Source organism: Collinsella sp. TM09-10AT (genome assembly GCF_003436275.1).
Classification (GTDB): Bacteria; Actinomycetota; Coriobacteriia; order Coriobacteriales; family Coriobacteriaceae; genus Collinsella.
The window spans coordinates 77,835-97,650 of the sequence record NZ_QSOP01000005.1; the positions used below are offsets into that span (position 1 = coordinate 77,835).

At 61.5% G+C, this 19,816-nt stretch carries 18 protein-coding genes and 1 pseudogene; all 19 read right to left on the minus strand.

The features are described from left to right. Position 1: 1 nt before the first annotated feature. Positions 2–796, minus strand: a complete 795-nt coding sequence (locus tag DXD77_RS03495; RefSeq protein ID WP_117637242.1) for an isoprenyl transferase — start codon at positions 794–796, stop codon at positions 2–4. A gap of 1 nt (position 797) precedes the next feature. Then, positions 798–1,334, minus strand: a complete 537-nt coding sequence (gene frr, locus DXD77_RS03500) for a ribosome recycling factor (RefSeq protein WP_006236112.1) — start codon at positions 1,332–1,334, stop codon at positions 798–800. A gap of 2 nt (positions 1,335–1,336) precedes the next feature. Next, positions 1,337–2,059, minus strand: coding sequence for a UMP kinase (gene pyrH, locus DXD77_RS03505; RefSeq protein ID WP_040359955.1), 723 nt, complete (start codon positions 2,057–2,059; stop codon positions 1,337–1,339). A 117-nt stretch (positions 2,060–2,176) separates the two neighbouring features. After that, positions 2,177–3,046: a translation elongation factor Ts gene (tsf, locus tag DXD77_RS03510; RefSeq protein ID WP_022094736.1), complete on the minus strand. Its 870-nt coding sequence runs from the start codon at positions 3,044–3,046 to the stop codon at positions 2,177–2,179. A 45-nt stretch (positions 3,047–3,091) separates the two neighbouring features. Beyond that, positions 3,092–3,820: a 30S ribosomal protein S2 gene (gene rpsB / locus DXD77_RS03515; protein WP_006236109.1), complete on the minus strand. Its 729-nt coding sequence runs from the start codon at positions 3,818–3,820 to the stop codon at positions 3,092–3,094. 219 nt (positions 3,821–4,039) lie between these two features. After that, complete coding sequence (locus DXD77_RS03520; RefSeq protein WP_117646387.1) at positions 4,040–4,960, minus strand: tyrosine recombinase XerC; 921 nt, start codon at positions 4,958–4,960, stop codon at positions 4,040–4,042. After that, positions 4,957–6,294: a methylenetetrahydrofolate--tRNA-(uracil(54)-C(5))-methyltransferase (FADH(2)-oxidizing) TrmFO gene (trmFO, locus tag DXD77_RS03525; RefSeq protein WP_117564262.1), complete on the minus strand. Its 1,338-nt coding sequence runs from the start codon at positions 6,292–6,294 to the stop codon at positions 4,957–4,959. The genes DXD77_RS03520 and trmFO overlap by 4 nt, the downstream gene beginning before the upstream one ends. A 14-nt stretch (positions 6,295–6,308) precedes the next feature. After that, the gene (locus DXD77_RS03530; RefSeq protein WP_117647771.1) at positions 6,309–7,241 is read right to left on the minus strand and encodes a DNA-processing protein DprA; all 933 of its coding nucleotides are present in this window, start codon (positions 7,239–7,241) and stop codon (positions 6,309–6,311) included. Next, a pseudogene (locus DXD77_RS03535) lies at positions 7,241–8,763 on the minus strand (YifB family Mg chelatase-like AAA ATPase). The gene DXD77_RS03530 and the pseudogene DXD77_RS03535 overlap by 1 nt, the downstream one beginning before the upstream one ends. Next, a complete protein-coding gene (locus DXD77_RS03540) occupies positions 8,763–9,248 on the minus strand; it encodes a YraN family protein (RefSeq protein ID WP_117564260.1) in 486 nt (161 codons plus the stop codon). The pseudogene DXD77_RS03535 and the gene DXD77_RS03540 overlap by 1 nt, the downstream one beginning before the upstream one ends. A gap of 189 nt (positions 9,249–9,437) precedes the next feature. After that, positions 9,438–10,226, minus strand: a complete 789-nt coding sequence (locus tag DXD77_RS03545; RefSeq protein ID WP_117564259.1) for a ribonuclease HII — start codon at positions 10,224–10,226, stop codon at positions 9,438–9,440. Positions 10,227–10,319: 93 nt separating this feature from the next. Further along, positions 10,320–10,661, minus strand: coding sequence for a 50S ribosomal protein L19 (gene rplS / locus DXD77_RS03550; protein ID WP_006236098.1), 342 nt, complete (start codon positions 10,659–10,661; stop codon positions 10,320–10,322). A 211-nt stretch (positions 10,662–10,872) separates the two neighbouring features. Further along, positions 10,873–13,623: a pyruvate, phosphate dikinase gene (ppdK, locus tag DXD77_RS03555; RefSeq protein ID WP_117647736.1), complete on the minus strand. Its 2,751-nt coding sequence runs from the start codon at positions 13,621–13,623 to the stop codon at positions 10,873–10,875. 346 nt (positions 13,624–13,969) lie between these two features. Continuing rightward, positions 13,970–14,845 carry a pyruvate, water dikinase regulatory protein gene (locus DXD77_RS03560; RefSeq protein WP_117564257.1) on the minus strand — a complete coding sequence of 292 codons (876 nt, stop codon included), beginning with the start codon at positions 14,843–14,845 and terminating at the stop codon, positions 13,970–13,972. A 34-nt stretch (positions 14,846–14,879) separates the two neighbouring features. Continuing rightward, the gene (glyS, locus tag DXD77_RS03565) at positions 14,880–16,976 is read right to left on the minus strand and encodes a glycine--tRNA ligase subunit beta (protein WP_117564256.1); all 2,097 of its coding nucleotides are present in this window, start codon (positions 16,974–16,976) and stop codon (positions 14,880–14,882) included. A 3-nt stretch (positions 16,977–16,979) separates the two neighbouring features. Next, positions 16,980–17,891, minus strand: a complete 912-nt coding sequence (locus DXD77_RS03570) for a glycine--tRNA ligase subunit alpha (protein WP_117564255.1) — start codon at positions 17,889–17,891, stop codon at positions 16,980–16,982. 59 nt (positions 17,892–17,950) lie between these two features. Then, positions 17,951–18,559, minus strand: a complete 609-nt coding sequence (lepB, locus tag DXD77_RS03575) for a signal peptidase I (RefSeq protein ID WP_233506722.1) — start codon at positions 18,557–18,559, stop codon at positions 17,951–17,953. Between the two features lies 1 nt (position 18,560). Continuing rightward, positions 18,561–19,307, minus strand: a complete 747-nt coding sequence (gene trmD, locus DXD77_RS03580) for a tRNA (guanosine(37)-N1)-methyltransferase TrmD (RefSeq protein ID WP_117647738.1) — start codon at positions 19,305–19,307, stop codon at positions 18,561–18,563. A 10-nt stretch (positions 19,308–19,317) separates the two neighbouring features. Continuing rightward, the gene (rimM, locus tag DXD77_RS03585; protein WP_233506723.1) at positions 19,318–19,809 is read right to left on the minus strand and encodes a ribosome maturation factor RimM; all 492 of its coding nucleotides are present in this window, start codon (positions 19,807–19,809) and stop codon (positions 19,318–19,320) included. Between the last annotated feature and the right edge of the window lie 7 nt (positions 19,810–19,816).

Here is a 19,816-nt window from a genome sequence, read left to right on the forward strand (position 1 = left end):
ATTAAGCCTCCTCGGTCTTGCTCAGTCCACCAAACCTACGGTCACGGCCCTGATAGGCCAAAATGGCGTCGACAAGGCCCCAACGATCAAAGTCGGGCCAATAGGTATCGGTGACGTAGAATTCGGAATAAGCCACCTGCCACAGCAGATAGTTCGAAAGGCGCAGCTCACCAGAGGTGCGAATCACAAGTTCGGGATCGGGAAGACCGGCGGTATAGAGGTGGGAAGCCACCATGTCGTCATCAATTGCGGCAGGATCGATCTTACCGGCGGCAGCGTCGGATGCGATCTGACGGACAGCGCGGGTAATCTCGGCACGCGCGCCGTAGTTGACGGCAAGCGCCAGCGTCATACCGGTGTGATCGGCGCACTCGGCAAGACCGCGCTCAAAAACGTCGCGAGTCTTCTTGGGCAGCGCGGAAATGTCACCCAAAAAGACTACGCGCACATTTTCGCGCTTCAGAAGCGGCAGCTCGTCGATAAACGTCTTGGCAAACAGGTGCATCAGAACGTTGACTTCGTGCTGCGGTCGATTCCAGTTTTCGGTCGAAAATGCATAGGCCGAAAGCACGTCGACACCCAGGCGCACGCAGGCGGTAATGATCTCGCGCAGCGAGACGATACCCGCCTTGTGGCCCTCGGTGCGTGCAAGACCGCGCGACGTGGCCCAACGACCGTTGCCGTCCATGATGCACGAGATATGGTGCGGAATGTTATTGAGGTCAAGGTCGGAAAAACCGACGCCCGCAGGGGCGTCGGCAAAGTACTCGACCAGTTTATGCTCGTCGTATTGCACCTTAGATCTCCATGACCTCGGCTTCTTTTTCCTTCAGAAGCTCCTCGACCTTGGCGACATACTCATCGGTATGCTTCTGGACCTTGGCCTGCTCGCGACGTACGTCGTCCTCGGTGAGCTCCTCATCGCGCTCGAGCTTGTTGTTGAAGTCGCGACGGATGTTACGGATAGACACCTTGGCCTGCTCGGCGTACTCGCGGCACTCCTTGACGAGCTCGCGACGGCGCTCCTCAGTGGGAGCCGGGAACGGAAGACGAACGACGGTGCCATCGGAGTTGGGGGTAATACCCAGATCGGAAGCGCCGATGGCCTTGACGATAGCATTGATGAGCGCCTTATCCCACGGCTCGATGAGCAGCATGTGAGCCTCGGGGGTCTTGACGGCGGCAACCTGCGTGACCGGCGTGGGGACACCGTAATAATCGACGGTGATGTCGGACAGAATGTTGGCGTTGGCACGACCGGTACGGACCTTGGAGAAGTTATGCTTGAGGGACTCGAGCGACTTGTCCATATGGGCGGTGATGTTCTCTGCCATGCTTAATCCTCCTGATAGACGAGCGTGCCGACGGGCTCACCCGCGAGCGCGCGCTTGACGGTGTCCTCGCCATCGATGTTGAGGACCAAAATAGGCATACGGTTATCCTGGCACAGGGCCGTAGCTGTGGAATCCATAACCTGCAGACCGCGAACGAGAACCTCGTGATAGGTAATCTTGTCAAAACGGACGGCATCGGCGCACTTGACGGGATCCTTGTCGTAGATGCCGTCAACCTTGGTGGCTTTAATCAGAATCTCGGCGCCGATCTCGCACGCACGAAGAGCCGCGGCGGTGTCGGTCGTAAAGTACGGATTGCCCGAACCGGCGGCAAAAATAACGACGTTGCCCTTGGAAAGGTGGTTGATGGCGCGACGGCGAATATAGGGCTCGCAGATCTCGTTCATCTGGATAGCGCTCATCACACGGCAGGGAACGTCGTTATGCTCGAAAGCATCCTGCAGGGCGAGCGCGTTCATAACGGTCGCGAGCATGCCCATGTAGTCGGCCTGAGCACGCTCCATGCCACCGGCAGCGCCTGCCATGCCGCGGAAAATATTGCCGCCGCCGACAACGACGCCGACCTCATGGCCAACGGCGAGCAGCTCCTTGACCTGCTTGGCAAGATGATCGGTAACCTTGGGGTCGATGCCATATTGGCCGTCGCCCATCAGCGCTTCGCCGGAAAGCTTAAGAAGCACTCGTTTATATCGGATGTCGGACAAAGCGATCCTCCTTTAATTAGACTCTCAATATGATATCAAAGGCTCTGATAAGAGCCATGAAAAAGCAGGCTGTGAGTAAAACCCACAGCCTGCTCATTACCAGCTACAAGAGCTTATTTACTCGCCACGGACCAGACGGTCAAAGGCAACGACGGTAATGGTGTCGCCGAGCTCCTTGGAGACCTGCTCAGCGTACTTCTTGATGGTGAGGGAGCTGTCCTTGATGAACTCCTGCTCGGTGAGCACGGACTGCTTGTAGAACTTCTCCAGACGGCCAACAGCCATCTTCTCCTGGATAGCCTCGGGCTTGCCGGACTCGGCAGCCTGGGCCATGTAGATCTGCTTCTCGTGCTCGACGGTCTCGGCCGGAACCTGATCGCGGGTAGCGCAGATCGGGGCGACGGCGGCAACCTGAAGGGCAACGTCGTGAGCGAAGGTCTTGAAGGACTCAGCCTGAGCGGTCTCGGCCTTCTCGAAGGCGAACTCGACGAGGACGCCGATCTTACCACCCATGTGGATGTAAGAAGCGAGCGCGCCGTTCTCGGCCTTGCGGGCAGCGAAGCGGGAGATCTTCATGTTCTCGCCCATGATGTGAATCATCTCGGTGAGCTCGGAGGAAACGGTCTCCTCGCCCATCGGCTTCTCGAGCAGAGCGTCGACGTCAGCAGGCTCGGTGGTAGCGACAACCTCAGCGACCTTAGAAGCAAAGCCGGTGAACTTGGCGTTGGAGCCAACGAAGTCGGTCTCGCAGGAGAGCTCGAGCAGAGCACCGGTCTTGCCATCCTCGGAGACGAACGCGGCGACAGCGCCCTCGTTGGTCTCACGGCCAGCCTTCTTGGCAGCCTTGGCAAGACCGTTCTTACGCAGAACGTCGACAGCGGCGTCCATGTCGCCGTCAGCCTCGACGAGAGCCTTCTTGCACTCCATCATCGGGGAGTCGGTCATCTCGCGGAGCTGCTTGACCATAGCGGCGGTAATCTGGGCCATTGTGGTTCCTTTCAAAGAGATGAAAAAGAATTAACTAAGACTGATTTACTCGGCCTTGGGCTCAGCGGCCATCTCGGCCTCGGAGACCTGCTCCTTGCCGGAGCCAGCGAGGCAGGCGTCAGCCATGAGCTCGCACATAAGGGTGACAGCAGAGATAGCGTCATCGTTGCAGGGGATGCCGTACTCGACCTCGTCGGGATCGGAGTTGGTGTCGATCAGAGCGACGACGGGGATGTTCAGGCGCTGAGCCTCCTTGATGGCGTTCTCCTCGCGCTTGGTGTCGATGACGAAGAGAGCCTGGGGCAGACCCTTCATGTCGCGGGCACCACCGAGGTTGGTCTGGAGCTTGGTGAGCTCCTTGCCGAGCACAGCCTGCTCCTTCTTGGGGAGCACTGCCATGCGGCCGTCCTCGACCATGGCCTCGAGCTCCTCCATGCGGTTGATGCGGGAGCGGATGGTGACGAAGTTGGTCAGCATACCGCCGAGCCAACGCTGGTTGATGTAAGGCATGTTGGCGCGCTCAGCAGCGTTCTTGACGGCCTCCTGAGCCTGCTTCTTGGTGCCGACGAACAGCACATTGCCGCCCTTGGCGACGTTCTTGACGAAGGTGTAGGCCTGATCGGCGTCGAGGATGGTCTGCTTGAGGTCGAGGATGTAGATGCCGTTGCGCTCACCGAAGATGAACGGCTTCATCTTGGGGTTCCAGCGACGGGTCTGGTGACCGAAGTGGCAGCCGGCCTCGAGCAGGGTGCGGATATTAATCTTGGTAGCCATGTTAAACCTCCTGTGGTTTGCCTCCGCGCGGGGTCATCCTCCAAAACCAACCCGGACATGTGCTACCAAAGCCCGGGCACCACGGTATGAAGTAGCCGCGCGTGCGTGATAAAAACCTGTTGCCGTGAAGCAACCCGATGAATGATAGCAGGAATGCATCTTCCTGCCAACCCGCAATCAAAACCACACACCTGAGCGCGGCGCGGGACGTCCCAGCCACTATTCGCCGCGGGGATGGGCTTGAGCCACAGCCCGCTTAAGCCGATCGGGTGTGAGATGCGTGTAGATCTGCGTCGTGGACAGGCTCGCATGGCCCAGCAGCTCTTGAACCGAGCGCAGGTCCGCACCGCCCTCGAGCAAGTCGGTCGCAAAGGTATGGCGCATCGCATGCGGGGCGATGTCGGCAGGCATGCCGGCGAGCGTCGCCAGCGTATGAAACCGCCGCCTGAGCATGGCGGCACTCATGCGATTACCGCGCGCCGATATAAGCAGCGGATGCGGCCCGGTAACGGGGTCACGACGCTTTGCCTGAGCGAGCAACTCCGGCCTCCCCTCCTCAATATAGAGACGCGTCGCCTCGAGCGCACGACGATACAGAGGGACGATACGTTCTTTGCTCCCCTTGCCCCACAGGCGCAGCGTGCGTTCGGACCACGCAATGGACTCCACATTGAGTGCTGCGAGCTCAGAGATACGGGCGCCCGAGGCATAGAGCAGCTCGAGCATCGCCGCATCGCGCAGTCCCGCGGGTGTTGAGGTATCAGGCGTCTTGAGCAGCGCCTCGACCTGCTTGGTCGTAAGGACGCCCGGCAGGTCACGCGGCAGCTTGGGCGATGCGATCGCCGAGACTGCATCGCCCTCCACGACCCCCTCGGCAGCCATCCATCGATAGAGCGATCGGATAGCCGACAGATGCGCCGCAAGCGTTCGGGGAGCCACCTGCTCACGCGAAAGCTCGGCAAGATAGCGACGAATGGTGCGCACGTCGGCAGCGAAAGCATCGATATCCTCGCGCTCGCACCAGGCAGCAAAGCGCTCCAGCCTCGAGCCATAGGCCGTCACCGTATTGGGAGAAAGCCCCTCGACACGTGCGATATAGGCGATAAACGAGTCGACGGTGTCGTACAGGTCAAAGGCTATGACCGGTCGCCTCCAAACAGATCAGGACGAGTGGCCAGATAGGCATCAAGGGCCTCGAGCGCACGGTCCGCATAGGCCTGGTAGCGGTCGCGCTTGCTGCGGCGCTTACCATCCTCGAGTGGCGGCACCAGGCCAAAGTTGACATGCATAGGTTGATAGCCCACGGTGGCAGGATCGGTCGCATAGCCCACGAGCGCACCCAGGGCGCCCACGCGCGGCAACTCGACGCCCGCGACACCGATAGCCTCGGCATAGGTGTTGAGCGCCGCGAGCAGACCGGTCGCCACGGCTTCCATGTACCCCTCGGTGCCGGTGATCTGACCGGCCAGGCGCACGCCGGTACCGGGCACGGCAAAGGTGCCATCGAGCACGTGCGGGGCGTCGACAAAGGTATTGCGGTGCATGACACCGTAGCGGAAGAACTCAGCGTTCTCCAGGCCCGGCACCATATGGAAGACGCGCTTCTGCTCGCCAAAGGTCAAGTTGGTCTGGAAGCCCACCAGGTTATAGGCGGTCTTCTCCTTATTCTCGGCACGCAGCTGAATCGCCGCCCAGGGACGACGACCGGTTCGCGGATCGGTGAGGCCGACGGGCTTCATGGCGCCAAAGCGAATGGCGTCCTTGCCGGTGCGCGCAACTTCCTCGGCAGGCTGGCAGGCCTGGAACAGATCGCCGCCCTCAAAGTCCTTGAGCACCACGCGGTCGGCCGTGGTAAGCGCCTCGATAAAGACCTCGTACTCCTCCTTGTTGAGCGGAGCGTTGAGATAGTCGCCGCTCCCCTGCTCCTCGTAGCGCGACTGCGAGAACAGCACGTCCATATCGAGCGTGGAGGCATCGACGATCGGCGCCGCGGCATCGAAGAACGCAAGGGCGTTGCCACCGACGAGCTTCATGACCTCTTCGCTCAGCGCCGGCGAGCACAAGGGGCCGGCGGCAATGACCACGTGACCTTCGGGAATCTGCGTGACCTCGCCGTGAATGATCTCGATATTGGGACGGGCGGCAACCTCGGCCTCGACAAGCTCGGAAAACTTGACGCGGTCGACCGCCAGGGCACCGCCGGCGGGAACAGCCGCGCGATGGGCGCAATCGAGCAGGACTGAACCCATGCGCTCAAGCTCGGCCTTCAGCAAACCAGCCGCGGAATCCGGACGGGTCGACTTAAACGAATTGGAACAGACGAGCTCTGCCAGGTGATCGGTATGGTGGGCCGGGGAGCTAACCTGGGGGCGCATCTCGCACAGCTTTACGGCGAACCCGCGATCTGCAAGCTGAATCGCGCACTCCGAACCCGCCAGACCGCCACCGATAACCGTCACCTGATCAAACAGCATCTGCAAACACCTTTCTAATTGACATGTTTTCCATTGTGACCGAAGGGTGTCTGAGCGTGAAGGGCAAACTTGGAGGGCGCATACCTTCCATCCATCATGCGCTCGATAAGACCCTCGAGCTCAAGCGAACCCAGGAGTTTGAGTACGCCGACGGCATCGAGCGAGACGAGCGCCGCGATGTCGTCGACCTTGAGCGGAGAGGCGATGAGCGCATGCATCACGGTCTGCTGTGTTTGATCCAGGTCGGCAATGCCGGGAGCATCGGGGCGCGAGTAGCGCAGGGTGCCGTAGATGCGTGAAATAGCCATCTCGATAGATTCCTCGTCGATGATGCAGCAGGCACCGTTCGCAATGAGGTAATTCGTGCCACGCGACTCGGGCGATAGGATCGACCCTGGCACGGCAAGAAGTTCTCGCCCCAAATCCATAGCAGCCTCGGCTGTAGAAAACGTCCCGGAAGGCATACCCGCCTCGGATACAAAGAGGGCTTGCGACAGGGCCGCGATTACGCGATTGCGGCGCGGAAAGGCAAACTTGCGCGGACCCATGCCCCACGGAGAGATCGACACGACCGCGCCACCCGTATCGAGCGTGCGCGTAATAAGCCCCGCGCTCGAACGCGGGTAGACCACGTCGGCGCCCGTCCCCAGCACCACGACGTGTTTGCCGCCGGCATTGACCGCAGCCCAACCCGAGGCCTGGTCACAACCGACCGCGCCGCCCGAAACTACCGTCACGCCCGCCTCGACCGCAACCTTTGCCGCAAGCTCTGCCACGGCAAGACCATACGGAGAGGCCTTGCGCGCGCCGATGATGGAGTGCGCGGGCGTCGAAAGCACCTCGGGGTTGCCGCGCACATAGAGTGTCTGGGGTACATCAGAAAGCTCCAAAACGGTCTCGGGATACAACGCGTCACCTGGATGCAGCTCGAAGGTCCCCTCGGCCATCATTGGTCCCTCCTTCCCTGGTACATCGCCGCCTCGAGCACGTGGTCCTGCGTCACTTGCTCGCTCTCGGCGACGTCGGCGATGGTACGCGCGATACGCACCAGGCGCACGATGCCGCGGCCCGTGAGATGCGTGCGCTTCGACAGGCCGAGCACACACTTCTCCGCCGCATCATCGAGCTCAAAGGTCGAAACGACGCCGTCAATGGACCGTGTCTCGTCATCCTCGGCCTCGGCATCCGCATCGTCCATACGGGATTCGCGCCAAGCGCGAAAAGCGCGACCGCGCACAACGTAGTCACGTAACTCGGCAGACGACATACCCTCCGCACCCTCGATAATCACCTGAGGGTCGGGACGGGTCACATCGATCATCATGTCGATACGGTCGGCCAAAGGACCGCGCAGCTTTGACCGATAGCGCTCGACCATCGCCGCCGAGCAGCGGCATGGCACCTCACGGTCGCCCAAAAAGCCGCAGGGACAGGGATTGCTCGCAGCCAGCAGCTGAAAGCGCGACGGGAAGGTAAAGGCCCCGTCGACGCGCACGATCCTCACATAGCCGCGCTCGATGGGCTGACGCAGCGTCTGCAGCACACTCGTGGGAAACTCGGCAAGCTCGTCCAAAAAGAGCACGCCGCCATGAGCCAGGCTGATCTCACCCGGATGCACCGGGCGCCCACCGCCGATAAGACCTGCGGTCGAAATACTGTGATGGGGACTGCGGAAGGGCCGGTGCCCCGCCAACAAGCCATCAATGTTCTCACCCAAAACCGAATGGATGCACAGCGCCTCCTGTTGATCCTCAACGGAAAGCCGGGCAGGATGCCGGTCATACGACGCGCGAGCATCGTCTTGCCCGATCCCGGGGACCCGATCATGAGCAAGCCGAGTTCTCCTGCCGCCGCAAGCGCCATGCCGCGCTTGGCGACCTCCTGCCCCAGTACGTCGGCATAGTCGAGCTCGGGCTCAAAGGTCGCCTCGAGCACTTCAGAATCCAAGTAGTGCCGCGCGGCATCGCCCATGCCATGGGCAAGCTGAGACAAATGATCGATGAATCCACAATCCACGCCCGCGAGTGGCACATGCTGGTCTGACCTGCCGGCGATAAAAGACAGCCCCATATCACGCGCCAATAGCTGAAACGCCACCTCGCCCTTGACAGGAAGCACCGTACCGTCCAAGCCAAGCTCACCTGCGATAAGACAACGATCGAGGTTGTCGCGGGGAATCTGACCATCGGCCGCCAATACCGCGATGGCGATGGGCAGATCAAAGCCGCTACCGGTCTTGCGAATATCGCCAGGCGCCAGATTGACCGTAATGCCCGAGCGCGGGATTTCAAACCCGGCGGAGCGCATCGCGCAGCGAATACGACCGCGTGACTCCATCACCTCCATACTCGGAATGCCGAGCATCTGAATGCCCGGAACGCCGCCGGCAAGCGAGACCTCGACCGTGACGTGAATCGCCTCGACGCCACGGATGCAGGCCGCGTGAACGGCAAACGTCTCGAACGCCATCACGACACCTGCCAATCGAACGCGTTGTACTGATGCCCGATCTCGGCGATATGCCCACCGCGAATGGTGACACCCACGGCATCGAAGCGAATCGCCTTGAGCGGATAATGTTCCATGAGATAGCAACTTGCGATGCGGCGATAGCGGCGTTGCTTTCGGGCGTCCACAGCCTCCTCGGGAAAGACCCGCGTGCTGCAATCCAGCGCAACGCGTCTGGTCTTGACCTCGGCCATCACCACGACATCGTCGAGCTCATCGAGCAGCACCAGATCGGCCTCGCCCTCGGAGCAACGATAACCCTGCTCCAGCAAGGTGTAGCCGCGCTCGTTAAAGTAATCGATTGCGATCAGCTCGCCCAGCATGCCCAGCTCGCGGGGACTGAGCCCCTTGATAAACTCGGGCGTCATCGCCCCGCAGTCGAGCTCGCCATTTTCCCAACGCTCCTTGAGCTGCTGCGTCTTGCTCTTTTTGCTTGCGGCACTCATGGGGTCTCCTTTCCCGCACGCTGCATTGCCCCGATGATGAGGGCACCTTTCATGCGGGTAAGTACCGGAAGCAAACCAAAAGCTGACCAAATGCCGTCAAAAAACGGGCCGTACGCAGCAATGGTGTTGCATACGGCCCGTTACCAGCAAGTTTATAAAACCCCAGAGGTCCCTGTCTCCACAATTGACCTAGAAAAGGCGCTCAGTCTGCAGAAAGTTTCCGCAAAAGCTCACGCGGTGCAGTGGACAAAGCCCATGTTTGCGAATGGCCTCGATATGCTCGGGGCTTGCATAGCCCTTCGACTCGGCCAGATGGTACTCGGGATACTCGGCGTCGTACTCGACCATCATCTCGTCACGCGTGACCTTGGCCATGATGGACGCCGCGGCGATGCAGGCGATTTTGGCATCGCCCTTCACCACATCGCGCTCGTTAGGAACGGCGCCCAAGGGGTTACCATCCATGAGGACGCAGTCGGGCTCAAGTCCCGTATCGGCCACGGCGCCCGCAACGGCAGTACGGATAGCACGGGCCATGCCCATTTCATCGATATCCTTCGGCGCGATATGGCAAAAACCGATCGCCGTCGCCACCTCGGCAATCTTCACTGAGAGCAACTCGCGGCGCGCGGGCGTGAGCTTTTTGGAATCGTTGATACCCCAGACGCGCGGCTCCATAGGAAGACAGACGGCGCATACCGTCAAAGGACCGGCCACCGATCCGCGGCCCACCTCGTCGACACCAACGACCACCCCATCGCCGCCAAGCTGATGCATAAGCTCGTACATGTCATTGACGCGCTCGCGCTCGGCAAGCTCTTTGTCATGGCGTTTGAGGGCGCGTTCACAAGCCTTGATCACCTGCTGGCGCGGGTCCTCGCGATAATGCTCCACGAGGGCGGGAATCTCCTCGAACGTAGCGCTCGCCAACTCACCAGCAACCTGCGATGCCGAAACCGAGCTCGTCATGTTGGCCATACCAGGCCCTCCTTGCATGCAAATCAGATAAAAAGAAGGGCCACCCGAAGGTGACCCTTGTGTCCAAACGAGTGGACAGACGCTGCGATCTTCTTAGCGCTTCTCGGGGATGCGAGCAGCCTTGCCCACCTTGTCGCGGAGGTAGTACAGCTTGGCGCGACGGACGCGACCATGACGAACGACCTCGAGCTTGGCGATCTTGGGGCTGTGAAGCGGGAAGGTACGCTCAACACCGACACCGAAGGACATCTTGCGGACGGTGAAGGTCTCGCGGGCACCGGCGCCGGCCATGCGGATGACGTCGCCCTGGAAAACCTGGATGCGCTCGCGGTCGCCTTCCTTAATGCGGTAGTGAACCTTGACGTTGTCGGCGACGCGAACCTGAGGAATGTCCTCGCGGATCTGCTGACGCTCGATTGCGCGGATGTAATCCATGTGCAATTCCTTACTCTTCTAGAGGTGCCGTACCACCTTGGCCGGCACGTAGTTGAACAAACGTATTCGAGTATACACGCGCGGGTTTCTGCTGCAAGAACAATTTTTTGCGCAGACAAAAAGACAAAACCCGCACATGATAACCGCCCGTCTCACGAATGAGACGGGCGGCATGAAGGGGGGCTACGCTAGGCGTCGATGCGCAAGGGGGCTAGGCGTTGCGCTTGGCCTCGAGCTTGGCCTGAGCGGCAGCTAGGCGCGCGAGGGGCACGCGGTAGGGCGAGCAGGACACATAGTCCACATCGGCCACGTTAAACAGGCCCTTGATGGACTTGGGGTCGCCGCCGTGCTCGCCGCACACGCCAAAGTGCATGCCAGGGTTGGTGGCGCGACCCTTTTCGACGGCCATACGCACGAGCTCCAGCACCGCCGTATCGATGGTCTCGAAGGGGTTGTCCTTCAGGATCTTCTTGTGCAGGTACAGCGGGATGAACTTGGCCTCGGCGTCGTCGCGCGAGAAGCCAAAGGTCGTCTGGGTGAGGTCGTTGGTGCCAAAGCAGAAGAAATCTGCGTGATGGGCGATCTCGTCGGCGACCATGCAGGCGCGCGGCAGCTCGAGCATCGTGCCCACGGGAATGTTGAGCTCAACGCCCTCTTCAGCGGAAACCTCGGCGATTACGCGCTCAATGACCTCGCGGGTCTGAACATGCTCGGCCGTGATGGAGACGAGCGGAACCATGATCTCGGGGCGCGGGTCGACGCCCTCCTTGATAAGGCGGGCAGCAGCCGTGGCGACGGCGCGAACCTGCATGAGAGGCAGATCGCTAAAGACGACGGACAGGCGCACGCCGCGCAAGCCCAGCATGGGGTTGGACTCGACCATGCCGTCAATGCGACGTAGGCGGGCGCGCAGGGCAGTGAGCTCCTCCTCGGGAGCGCCGGCGGCCTCCTTCTTGGTGATGGCGACCTCGAGCTCGCGAGGATTATCCAGGAACTCGTGCAGCGGCGGATCAAGCAGGCGAACGACCACATCGCGACCGGACATGGTCTTGAACATGGCTAGGAAGTCCTCGGTCTGGACCTTGAGCAGGTCGGCCAGGGCCTGCTGCTTCACGGCCTCGTCGTCGGACAGGATGAAGCTCTGGATGATGTTCTTACGATCGCCCAGGAACATGTGCTCGGTGCGGCACAGGCCGATGGCCTCGGCGCCAAACTCGAGGGCGAGTGCGGCATCCTCAGGGTTGTCGGCGTTGACGCGCACATGGTTGGCGTGGCCACAGGTCTCGTCCAGGCGAATCTCGTCGGCCCAGGACAGGATGGTGTCCAGATCGCCGGTGAGCTCTGCAGAGACCAGGTCGACCGCGCCGTCGACGACGATGCCCTGGGTGCCGTCGATGGAGATGACATCGCCCTCGTGCAGTACGCGGTCGCTGCCATCGATGTGCACGACCTTCTCGGCGGCGTCGATGTGGAAGCGCTCGACACCGCAGACGCAGGGTGTACCCATGCCGCGGGCGATAACGGCTGCGTGGCTCGTCTTGCCACCATGGCTGGTGAGGATGCCCTCGGCAGCGACCATGCCCTTCAGATCGTCGGGGTTGGTCTCCCAGCGAACCAGGATAACCTTGTGACCCTCGTTGGCGCGCGCGACGGCGTCATCGCTCGAGAACACAACCTCGCCCACGGCGGCACCGGGGCTGGCGTTAAGGCCGGTAGCAAGTGCCTCATACTTCTTGGAGGCATCGAACTGCGGGTGCAGGAGCTGATCGAGCTGTGCGGGGTCGATGCGCCCCACGGCTTCCTCGCGCGTGATCAGGCCCTCCTCGACCATCTCGATGGCGATGCGCAGGGCGGCCGTGGCGGTACGCTTGCCCACGCGGGTCTGGAGCATCCAGAGCTTGCCCTGTTCGATGGTGAACTCGATATCGCACATATCGCGATAATGATCCTCGAGGGTCAGGAACACGCGCTCGAGCTCCTCACCTGCAGACTCGAGGCCCGGGGTGGTCTTGAGGTCGGCGATGGGCTCGGTATTGCGGATGCCGGCGACGACGTCCTCGCCCTGGGCGTTAACCAGAAAGTCGCCGTAAAACTCCTTGGTGCCGTCGGCCGGGTTGCGCGTGAAGGCGACGCCGGTCGCGGAGGTCTCGCCCTTATTGCCAAAGGCCATAGCCTGAACGTTGACGGCGGTGCCGAGTTCGTCGGAGATACCATGCTGCTTGCGGTAGATGCAGGCGCGCTCGTTCATCCAGCTGCCAAAGACGGCCTGGATGGCAAGACGCAGCTGGAGCTCCGGGTCGTGCGGGAAGACGGGCTTGCCGTCAGCGACCTCGAGCTCGGGGTACATGGCGGCCTCGACGTTGTCGGAGAAGATCCCCTTGAAGGTCTCGACGAGCCCCTGCAGGTCCTCGGCCGAAAGCTCGGAATCGACGCGAACGCCGGCGACCAAGCGTGCCTGGGTCAGAGCGTTCTCGAACAGGTCGGCGTCGACGCCCATGACGACGTTGGAGAACATCTGGATAAAGCGGCGGTAGCTATCCCAGGCAAAACGCGGGTTTTGCGTCTGGGCGATAAGGCCCTGAACGGAATCGTCATTGAGGCCCAGGTTGAGGACTGTGTCCATCATACCGGGCATGGAGAACGGAGCGCCCGAGCGAACCGACACGAGCAGCGGGTCGGAGGCGTCGCCGAGCTTCTTGCCACAACGGGCCTCGAGGTCCGCCTCGGCGGCAACGATCTCATCGAGTGCGCCCTCGGGCCACACGTTGCCGGCACCGGAGTACTCGACACAAGTCTGGCAGGTAATGGTAAAGCCACCGGGAACCGGCAGGCCGATGCGGCTCATCTCGGCAAGGTTTGCGCCTTTGCCGCCAAGCACGAAGTTCATGGACTTGTCGCCCTCGGTGACACAGGTGCCCTGGGCGTCGGTTCCAAAACGGTAAACCCTCTTGCAATCGCTCACGATACTTCCCCTTCCATGCGCTTACGCGCACGACCGTGGTAACGAATCGACCCGCCGGATGCGGGCCGTGAGGGAACTATACGGCGGGTTTTGGGCAGGCTTGAGCAGAGGGTGCGCGGTTTGGTAAACGTGCTAAAACTAGCGGTAAACGGTAGGTAAAGTTGGTTACCTTATGAAGATACCACTACAAGAAGATTGCAGGTCAGATGCGATGTTTTTGCTAAATCGCTTTATCAATTCAGGCTATTTAGCCACTCCGATGATTTTTCTGGGACGGGGATTAAAAAATCATTGAGTACCTAATGATTTTTTAATCCCCGTCCCAGAAAAATCATCACAGAAAGGACTACTGCTGTTGAGCGCGGCGGGCGGCACGGCGGGCTCTTGCCTCTTGAATCTCTTCGAGATGAGCAATGATCTCGGCAGCGCTTTCCTCGATGGCTTTGCCGTCGGTACGCACTACAAAGCAGCCCAGGCGTTTCATGAGCGCGCGGGCTTCCGCAAGCTCACTACGCACGCTCTCGGGCTCGGCATAGGAGCCTGCGACGGCGCGGGCGTAGTCGTCGCCCAAGCGGCTATCGCGAATCTCGGAAATCACATCGACGGTCGAAATCAAGCCGAACAGGCGCATCGGGTCAACCTCGTAAATCGACTTGGGCGGCTCCATGCCATGCGCCAGTGGGACATTGGCGACCTTGTAGCCCTGATAGGCTAAATACATCGACAGCGGCGTCTTGGATGTACGCGACACACCCAGCAGCACGATATCGGCACCCGACAGATCGTCGCAACCACGACCGTCATCGTGCTCAACGAAATACTCCATGGCCTCGATACGATGGAAATAGCGGTCATCGGTCTTGTGAATCACGCCCGCAACGCACTTGGGCAGCACACCGATGAGCGACGACAGCACGGCAAGCGTCGGGCCGATCAGGTCGACCGAACGGATATGCAGCATACCCAGGTAATCGAGCACGCGGGCGCGAAGCGCCGGATCGACAATGGTATGGAACACGGCGACATCGCGATGGTCGGCATCGACGCGCGGCCCCACAAATGACTTGACCTGCTCCACCGAGGTCACCTTGGGCAGGCGCAAGAGACGAAAAGCCCCTTCATCAAATTGCCCGGACGCCGCAAGCACCACCTCACAAGCGGTATCGCCGAGCGAATCGGAGATAACGATAACGATGGGACGAGCGGTGACCGGGCAATCCATGCGGGGCTCCTTTTGCGCTTATGCGCAGGCTGGCTTACTTTTTGCGGGCAAGCTCACCGATGTTGGCGATGCCGGAGAAAACGGCCTCGAAGCGGTTGAGCAGCTTAAGGCGATTATCGCGAAGCTGCTCGTCCTTGTCCATGACCATGACCTCGTCGAAGAAGCGGTCGATGGGGGCACGCAGGGCGGCGAGGGCAGCAAATGCGGCCGGGTAGTCCTCGGCAGCAAGGGCGGCATCGACAGCGGTCTGAGCAGCCTCGGAGGCGTCGGCGAGCGCGAGTTCGGCCTCGCCCATCAGGGCGCGGTCGTACTCCGCACCCAGCTCGGGCTTCGAGATATGCGCGGCACGGGCATAGGCGGTAGCCAGGTTGTCGAACGTCTCAGCGTCGTTTTTGCGGGCCTCGTCGAGGGCGGCGCAGCGGGCGAAGAAGACGGACGGGGCGATAATGTGCACCGCGGAGACGGCGGCAACGGTATCGGCCGGGATCTTTTCGTCGCGGGCCATGCTCACCAGGCGGCCATGGAAGAAGTCACGAACCTGCTGCGCGACCTCGGCGGCGTCGAACTCAATGCCCTGCTCGCTATAGAGCTCGAGCGCAAAGTCGATGAGCGACGTGGGATCGATCGGCAGACGGTCGCGCAGGATGTTGATGATACCGATAGCGGCACGACGCAGCGCGTAGGGATCGGAGGAGCCAGTCGGGGGCTCGCCGATGGCAAAGATACCGGCGATGGTATCGAGCTTGTCGGCGCAGGCCACGATGCAGCCAGCGGTGCCCTCGGGCAGCTCGTCGCCGGCAAAGCGGGGACGATAATGATCGCGAATGGCGTGGGCAACCTCGTCGTTCTCCCCCATCGCGGTCGCGTAATAACCGCCCATCACGCCCTGTTGGCTCGTGAACTCGACGACGGCGTTGGACACCAGGTCGGCCTTGCACAGGTGAGCGGCGCGAGCGGCGTCGGCGGCCAGGTGGGCGCCCAGATGGGCCTCACGGGCAATGGCGAGCGCGAGCTGCTCAACACGCTCGGACTTGGCGAGCACGCTGCCGAGCTTCTCCTGGAAGGCGACCTTGGCCAGACGCTCGCGGAACTCGTCGAGGGAGATCTTCAGGTCCTCCTCGTAGAAGAACTTGGCGTCGTCCAGGCGGGCGCGCACGACGCGCTCGTTGCCGTCGATCACACGCTCGGCGTTCTCGGGCTTGCTGTTGGAAACGACCACGAACTCACGCGTGAGCTTGCCCTCGCCGTCATAGATCGGGAAGTAGCGCTGGTTGGTGAGCATGGACTCGCAGATAATCTCGTGCGGGACCTTGAGGAACTCCTCGTCAAAGGTACCGACGAGCACCGTCGGCCACTCGCAGAGGTTGATGACCTCCTCAAAGACCTTCTTGGGCGTATCGACATGGCAGCCGGGGCGAGCAGCCTCGACCTCGGCGATGCCGGCAAGGATGGCCTCACGACGACGCTCGGCAGAAAGCACGCCGGCGTCCTCGAGCACCTGCTCGTAGACGGCGGGGCTGGCGACAACATGGTCGCCGGGGCCAAGCACGCGATGGCCGCGCGTGGTGTTGCCGCTCGTCACGTCGGCAAACGACACGGGCACAACGTCCTCGCCCAGAAGACAGCAGATCCAACGGACCGGACGTACAAACGTAGCGTGCTCGTGACCCCAGCGCTGGCTGCGGTAGTTGGGCCACTGCAGGCCGGCGATGGTCTTCTCGCACAGGGCCGTCAGGATCGGGGTAGCCGGTGCGGAAGGAATGTTCTTCTCGGCGAACACGTACTCACGGCCGTCGGTGCCCTCGCGACGGACCAGATCCTCGGCACCCACACCGCACTTGCGGGCAAAGCCCTGGGCGGCCTTGGTGGCGTTGCCGTCGGCATCGAAGGCAATGTTAGCCGCGGGACCGCGCTTGACCTCGTGAACCTCATCGGTCGCAGTGGCGACGTTGGCCACGAGCGCAGCCAGACGACGCGGGCTCGAGATCACGCGGACCTCGCCATGGGCCAGACCGGCCTCGTCGAGGCCCTTGGCAATCATGGTGCCAAGCTGCTTGACGGCATTGTTCAGCGGTGCGGAGGGCATTTCCTCCGTACCGATCTCAAACAGGAAATCCTTAGCGTCTGCCATGGCTTACGCCACCTCGCCTTCCTGGTCGGCATTCTCGTTGACTCCGGCGACCTCGGCCATATAGGCCTCGCAGCACGCCTTGGCGACGGCGCGGACGCGCAGGATGTAGTTGGCACGCTCGACCGCGGACAGGGCGCCGCGGGCATCGAGCAGGTTGAAAGCGTGGCTGCACTTCATGACGCAGTCGTATGCGGGCAGCGGCAGCTTGCGTTCCAGGCAGGAATGGCACTCGGCCTCGTAGTCGTCAAACTTCTGACGCATCATCTCGACGTTGGCGACCTCAAAGTTATAGGCACTGAACTCGCGCTCGTTCTCGAGGAACACGTCGCCGTAGGTCATGGGCGTGCCGTCGGGCAGATAGCTCCACACCAGATCGTAGACCGAGTTGACGCCCTGGGCGTACATGGCGATACGCTCCAGGCCATAGGTGATCTCGACGGGCACGGGGTCGACCTCGATACCGCCCACCTGCTGGAAGTACGTAAACTGCGTGACCTCCATGCCGTTGAGCCAGACCTCCCAGCCAAGGCCCCAGGCGCCCAGCGTCGGGCTCTCCCAGTCGTCCTCGACAAAGCGGACGTCATGGTCGTTGGGGTCCAGGCCGATAGCGGCAAGCGAGCCCAGGTAGAGCTCCTGGGCGTTGGACGGAGACGGCTTGATGAGCACCTGGAACTGATAGTAGTGCTGCATGCGGTTGGGGTTCTCGCCGTAGCGGCCGTCGGCGGGACGGCGGCAAGGCTGCGCATAGCAGGTGCGCCACTCGGCGGGACCGAGCGATCGCAGCGTGGTCGCGGTGTGGAAGGTGCCGGCACCGACCTCGGAGTCATAGGGCTGCATGATGACGCAGCCCTGCTCGCCCCAGTACTGCTGGAGGCGCAGGATGATGTCTTGGAAGGAAAGCGATGAAGCGTTCATGCCTCTAATATCCCCTCGTCGAAACGATTACACGGTTAGGTACTGTACTATAGCGGTTTTTAGTCGATAGCGCCGATGCGGTTGAGCGGCCAGTAGCGCACGAGCGCCACGGCGATCAGATCAGAGCGATCGACGGGACCAAAGTAGCGCGAGTCGGCAGAGTTTTCGCGGTTGTCGCCCATCACCCACACGCACCCGTCGGGAACGGTGTAGGGATAACTCACCTGGGCGGCGGGCGCCTGGACCGAAAGCGGCCAGCTCATGCCCGTCGTATAGTCCTCGTCGAGCGCTTGGCCGTCAACGACGACCTTGCCGTCCTGAAGGTCGACCGTCTGGCCGGCCGTGGCGATGACGCGCTTTACCAGCACGTCATGCTCGGACGTGGCATCGGGGTTATGGAACACCACGATATCACCCTGTTTGACGGGCTGACCGAGCTCGAGGCTCACCTTTTGTGCCAGGATCTGGTCGCCAATCTCGATCGTGTCCTCCATGGAGCCGGTGGGTACCACAAAGGGCTCGACCACAAAGGTGCGGATCAAGAAGGTGGCGGCGAGCGCGATAAGAATGACTAAAATCCACTCCAGAGCACCACGTAAAGTGAAAACGGACCTTTCGCCAAAATCATGTTCGAGGTGAACCCGTTGACGCCCTTTATCATCCACCATTCTATTCACCCCTTCCGGAAAGCAAATCTTGCGCGTATGCGCGCTCCTGGGCCGTGAGCCGCGCCGTCTCGATCAGGTCGGGACGCCAGCGGCAGGTGCGCTCGATGGCATTCTTACGGCGCCAGGCGTCAACCTTGGCATGGTCGCCGCTCACGAGCACCGGCGGCACGCCCTCGCCGTTGAACTCGGCAGGGCGGGTGTACTGCGCATACTCGAGCAGGCCTCCGTCCTCGGCGGTCGAGAACGACTCGTCCACGTTGCTCATCTCGTCACCAAGGGCGCCGGGGATCAGGCGTACGACGGCATCGGCAACGACCATAGCGGGAAGCTCGCCGCCCGTGAGCACGTAATCGCCGATCGACAGGCGCTCGTCGGCATACGCATAGGCACGCTCGTCAACACCTTCGTAACGGCTGCACACAAACAGCAGGCGCTCGCTTTTGAGCAGGCGCTCGGCCACATGCTGCGTAAAAGGCTCGCCGCACGGGGTGAAGAACACCACCGTCGGCTTGGGGCCCTCCGCGCTAATGGCCTCGATAGCCTCGGCGATAGGCTCGACCTTCATCAGCATGCCCTGCCCGCCGCCGTACGGCTCGTCATCGACGGTACGATGGCGGTCGTGCGTCCAGTCGCGCAGGTTATACGCCTTAAAATCAAAAAGGCCGGCCTTGCGGGCGCGGCCCAAAATCGATGTGGACATGACGGGCTCAAACATCTCGGGAAAGACCGAAAGGGTCTCAATCAGCATGTTGTCCTCCCTACTTGTCCATATCGATCAGGCCGTCCATAACGTGGACGGAAATTGTTCCTGTGTCGGGAAGATCGAGCACAACCTGCTCGATCACGGGAATCAGTACCTCGCCGTACCGATCGCCCTCGACAACCCAAACATCGTTAGCGGGCGTCGACATGATCTCGACGATCGTACCGAGTGAACCGAAGCGCTCGTCGACCACCTCGCGACCCATCAGGTCGGAATAGGCGGCGTCGAGTGAATCGAGCTCAAAATCGTCACGATTTGCCAACACATAGCATCCCGCGATGCCCTCGGCGGCCGTCAAGTCGTCAATGCCCTCAAACGAGACCAGATCGCCATCGCCCGTATCGGTGACGGACACGACCGTGCAAAAACGGTCCCGCTTGAGCGCGGGCGGCGTCAGGGCGACGCGCATACCCGGCTCTAATACAGAAGGAAGCCCCCGCAGCGGCTGCGCGAGGACCTCCCCCTTCCTTCCGTGCGGCTTGACCACACGGGCG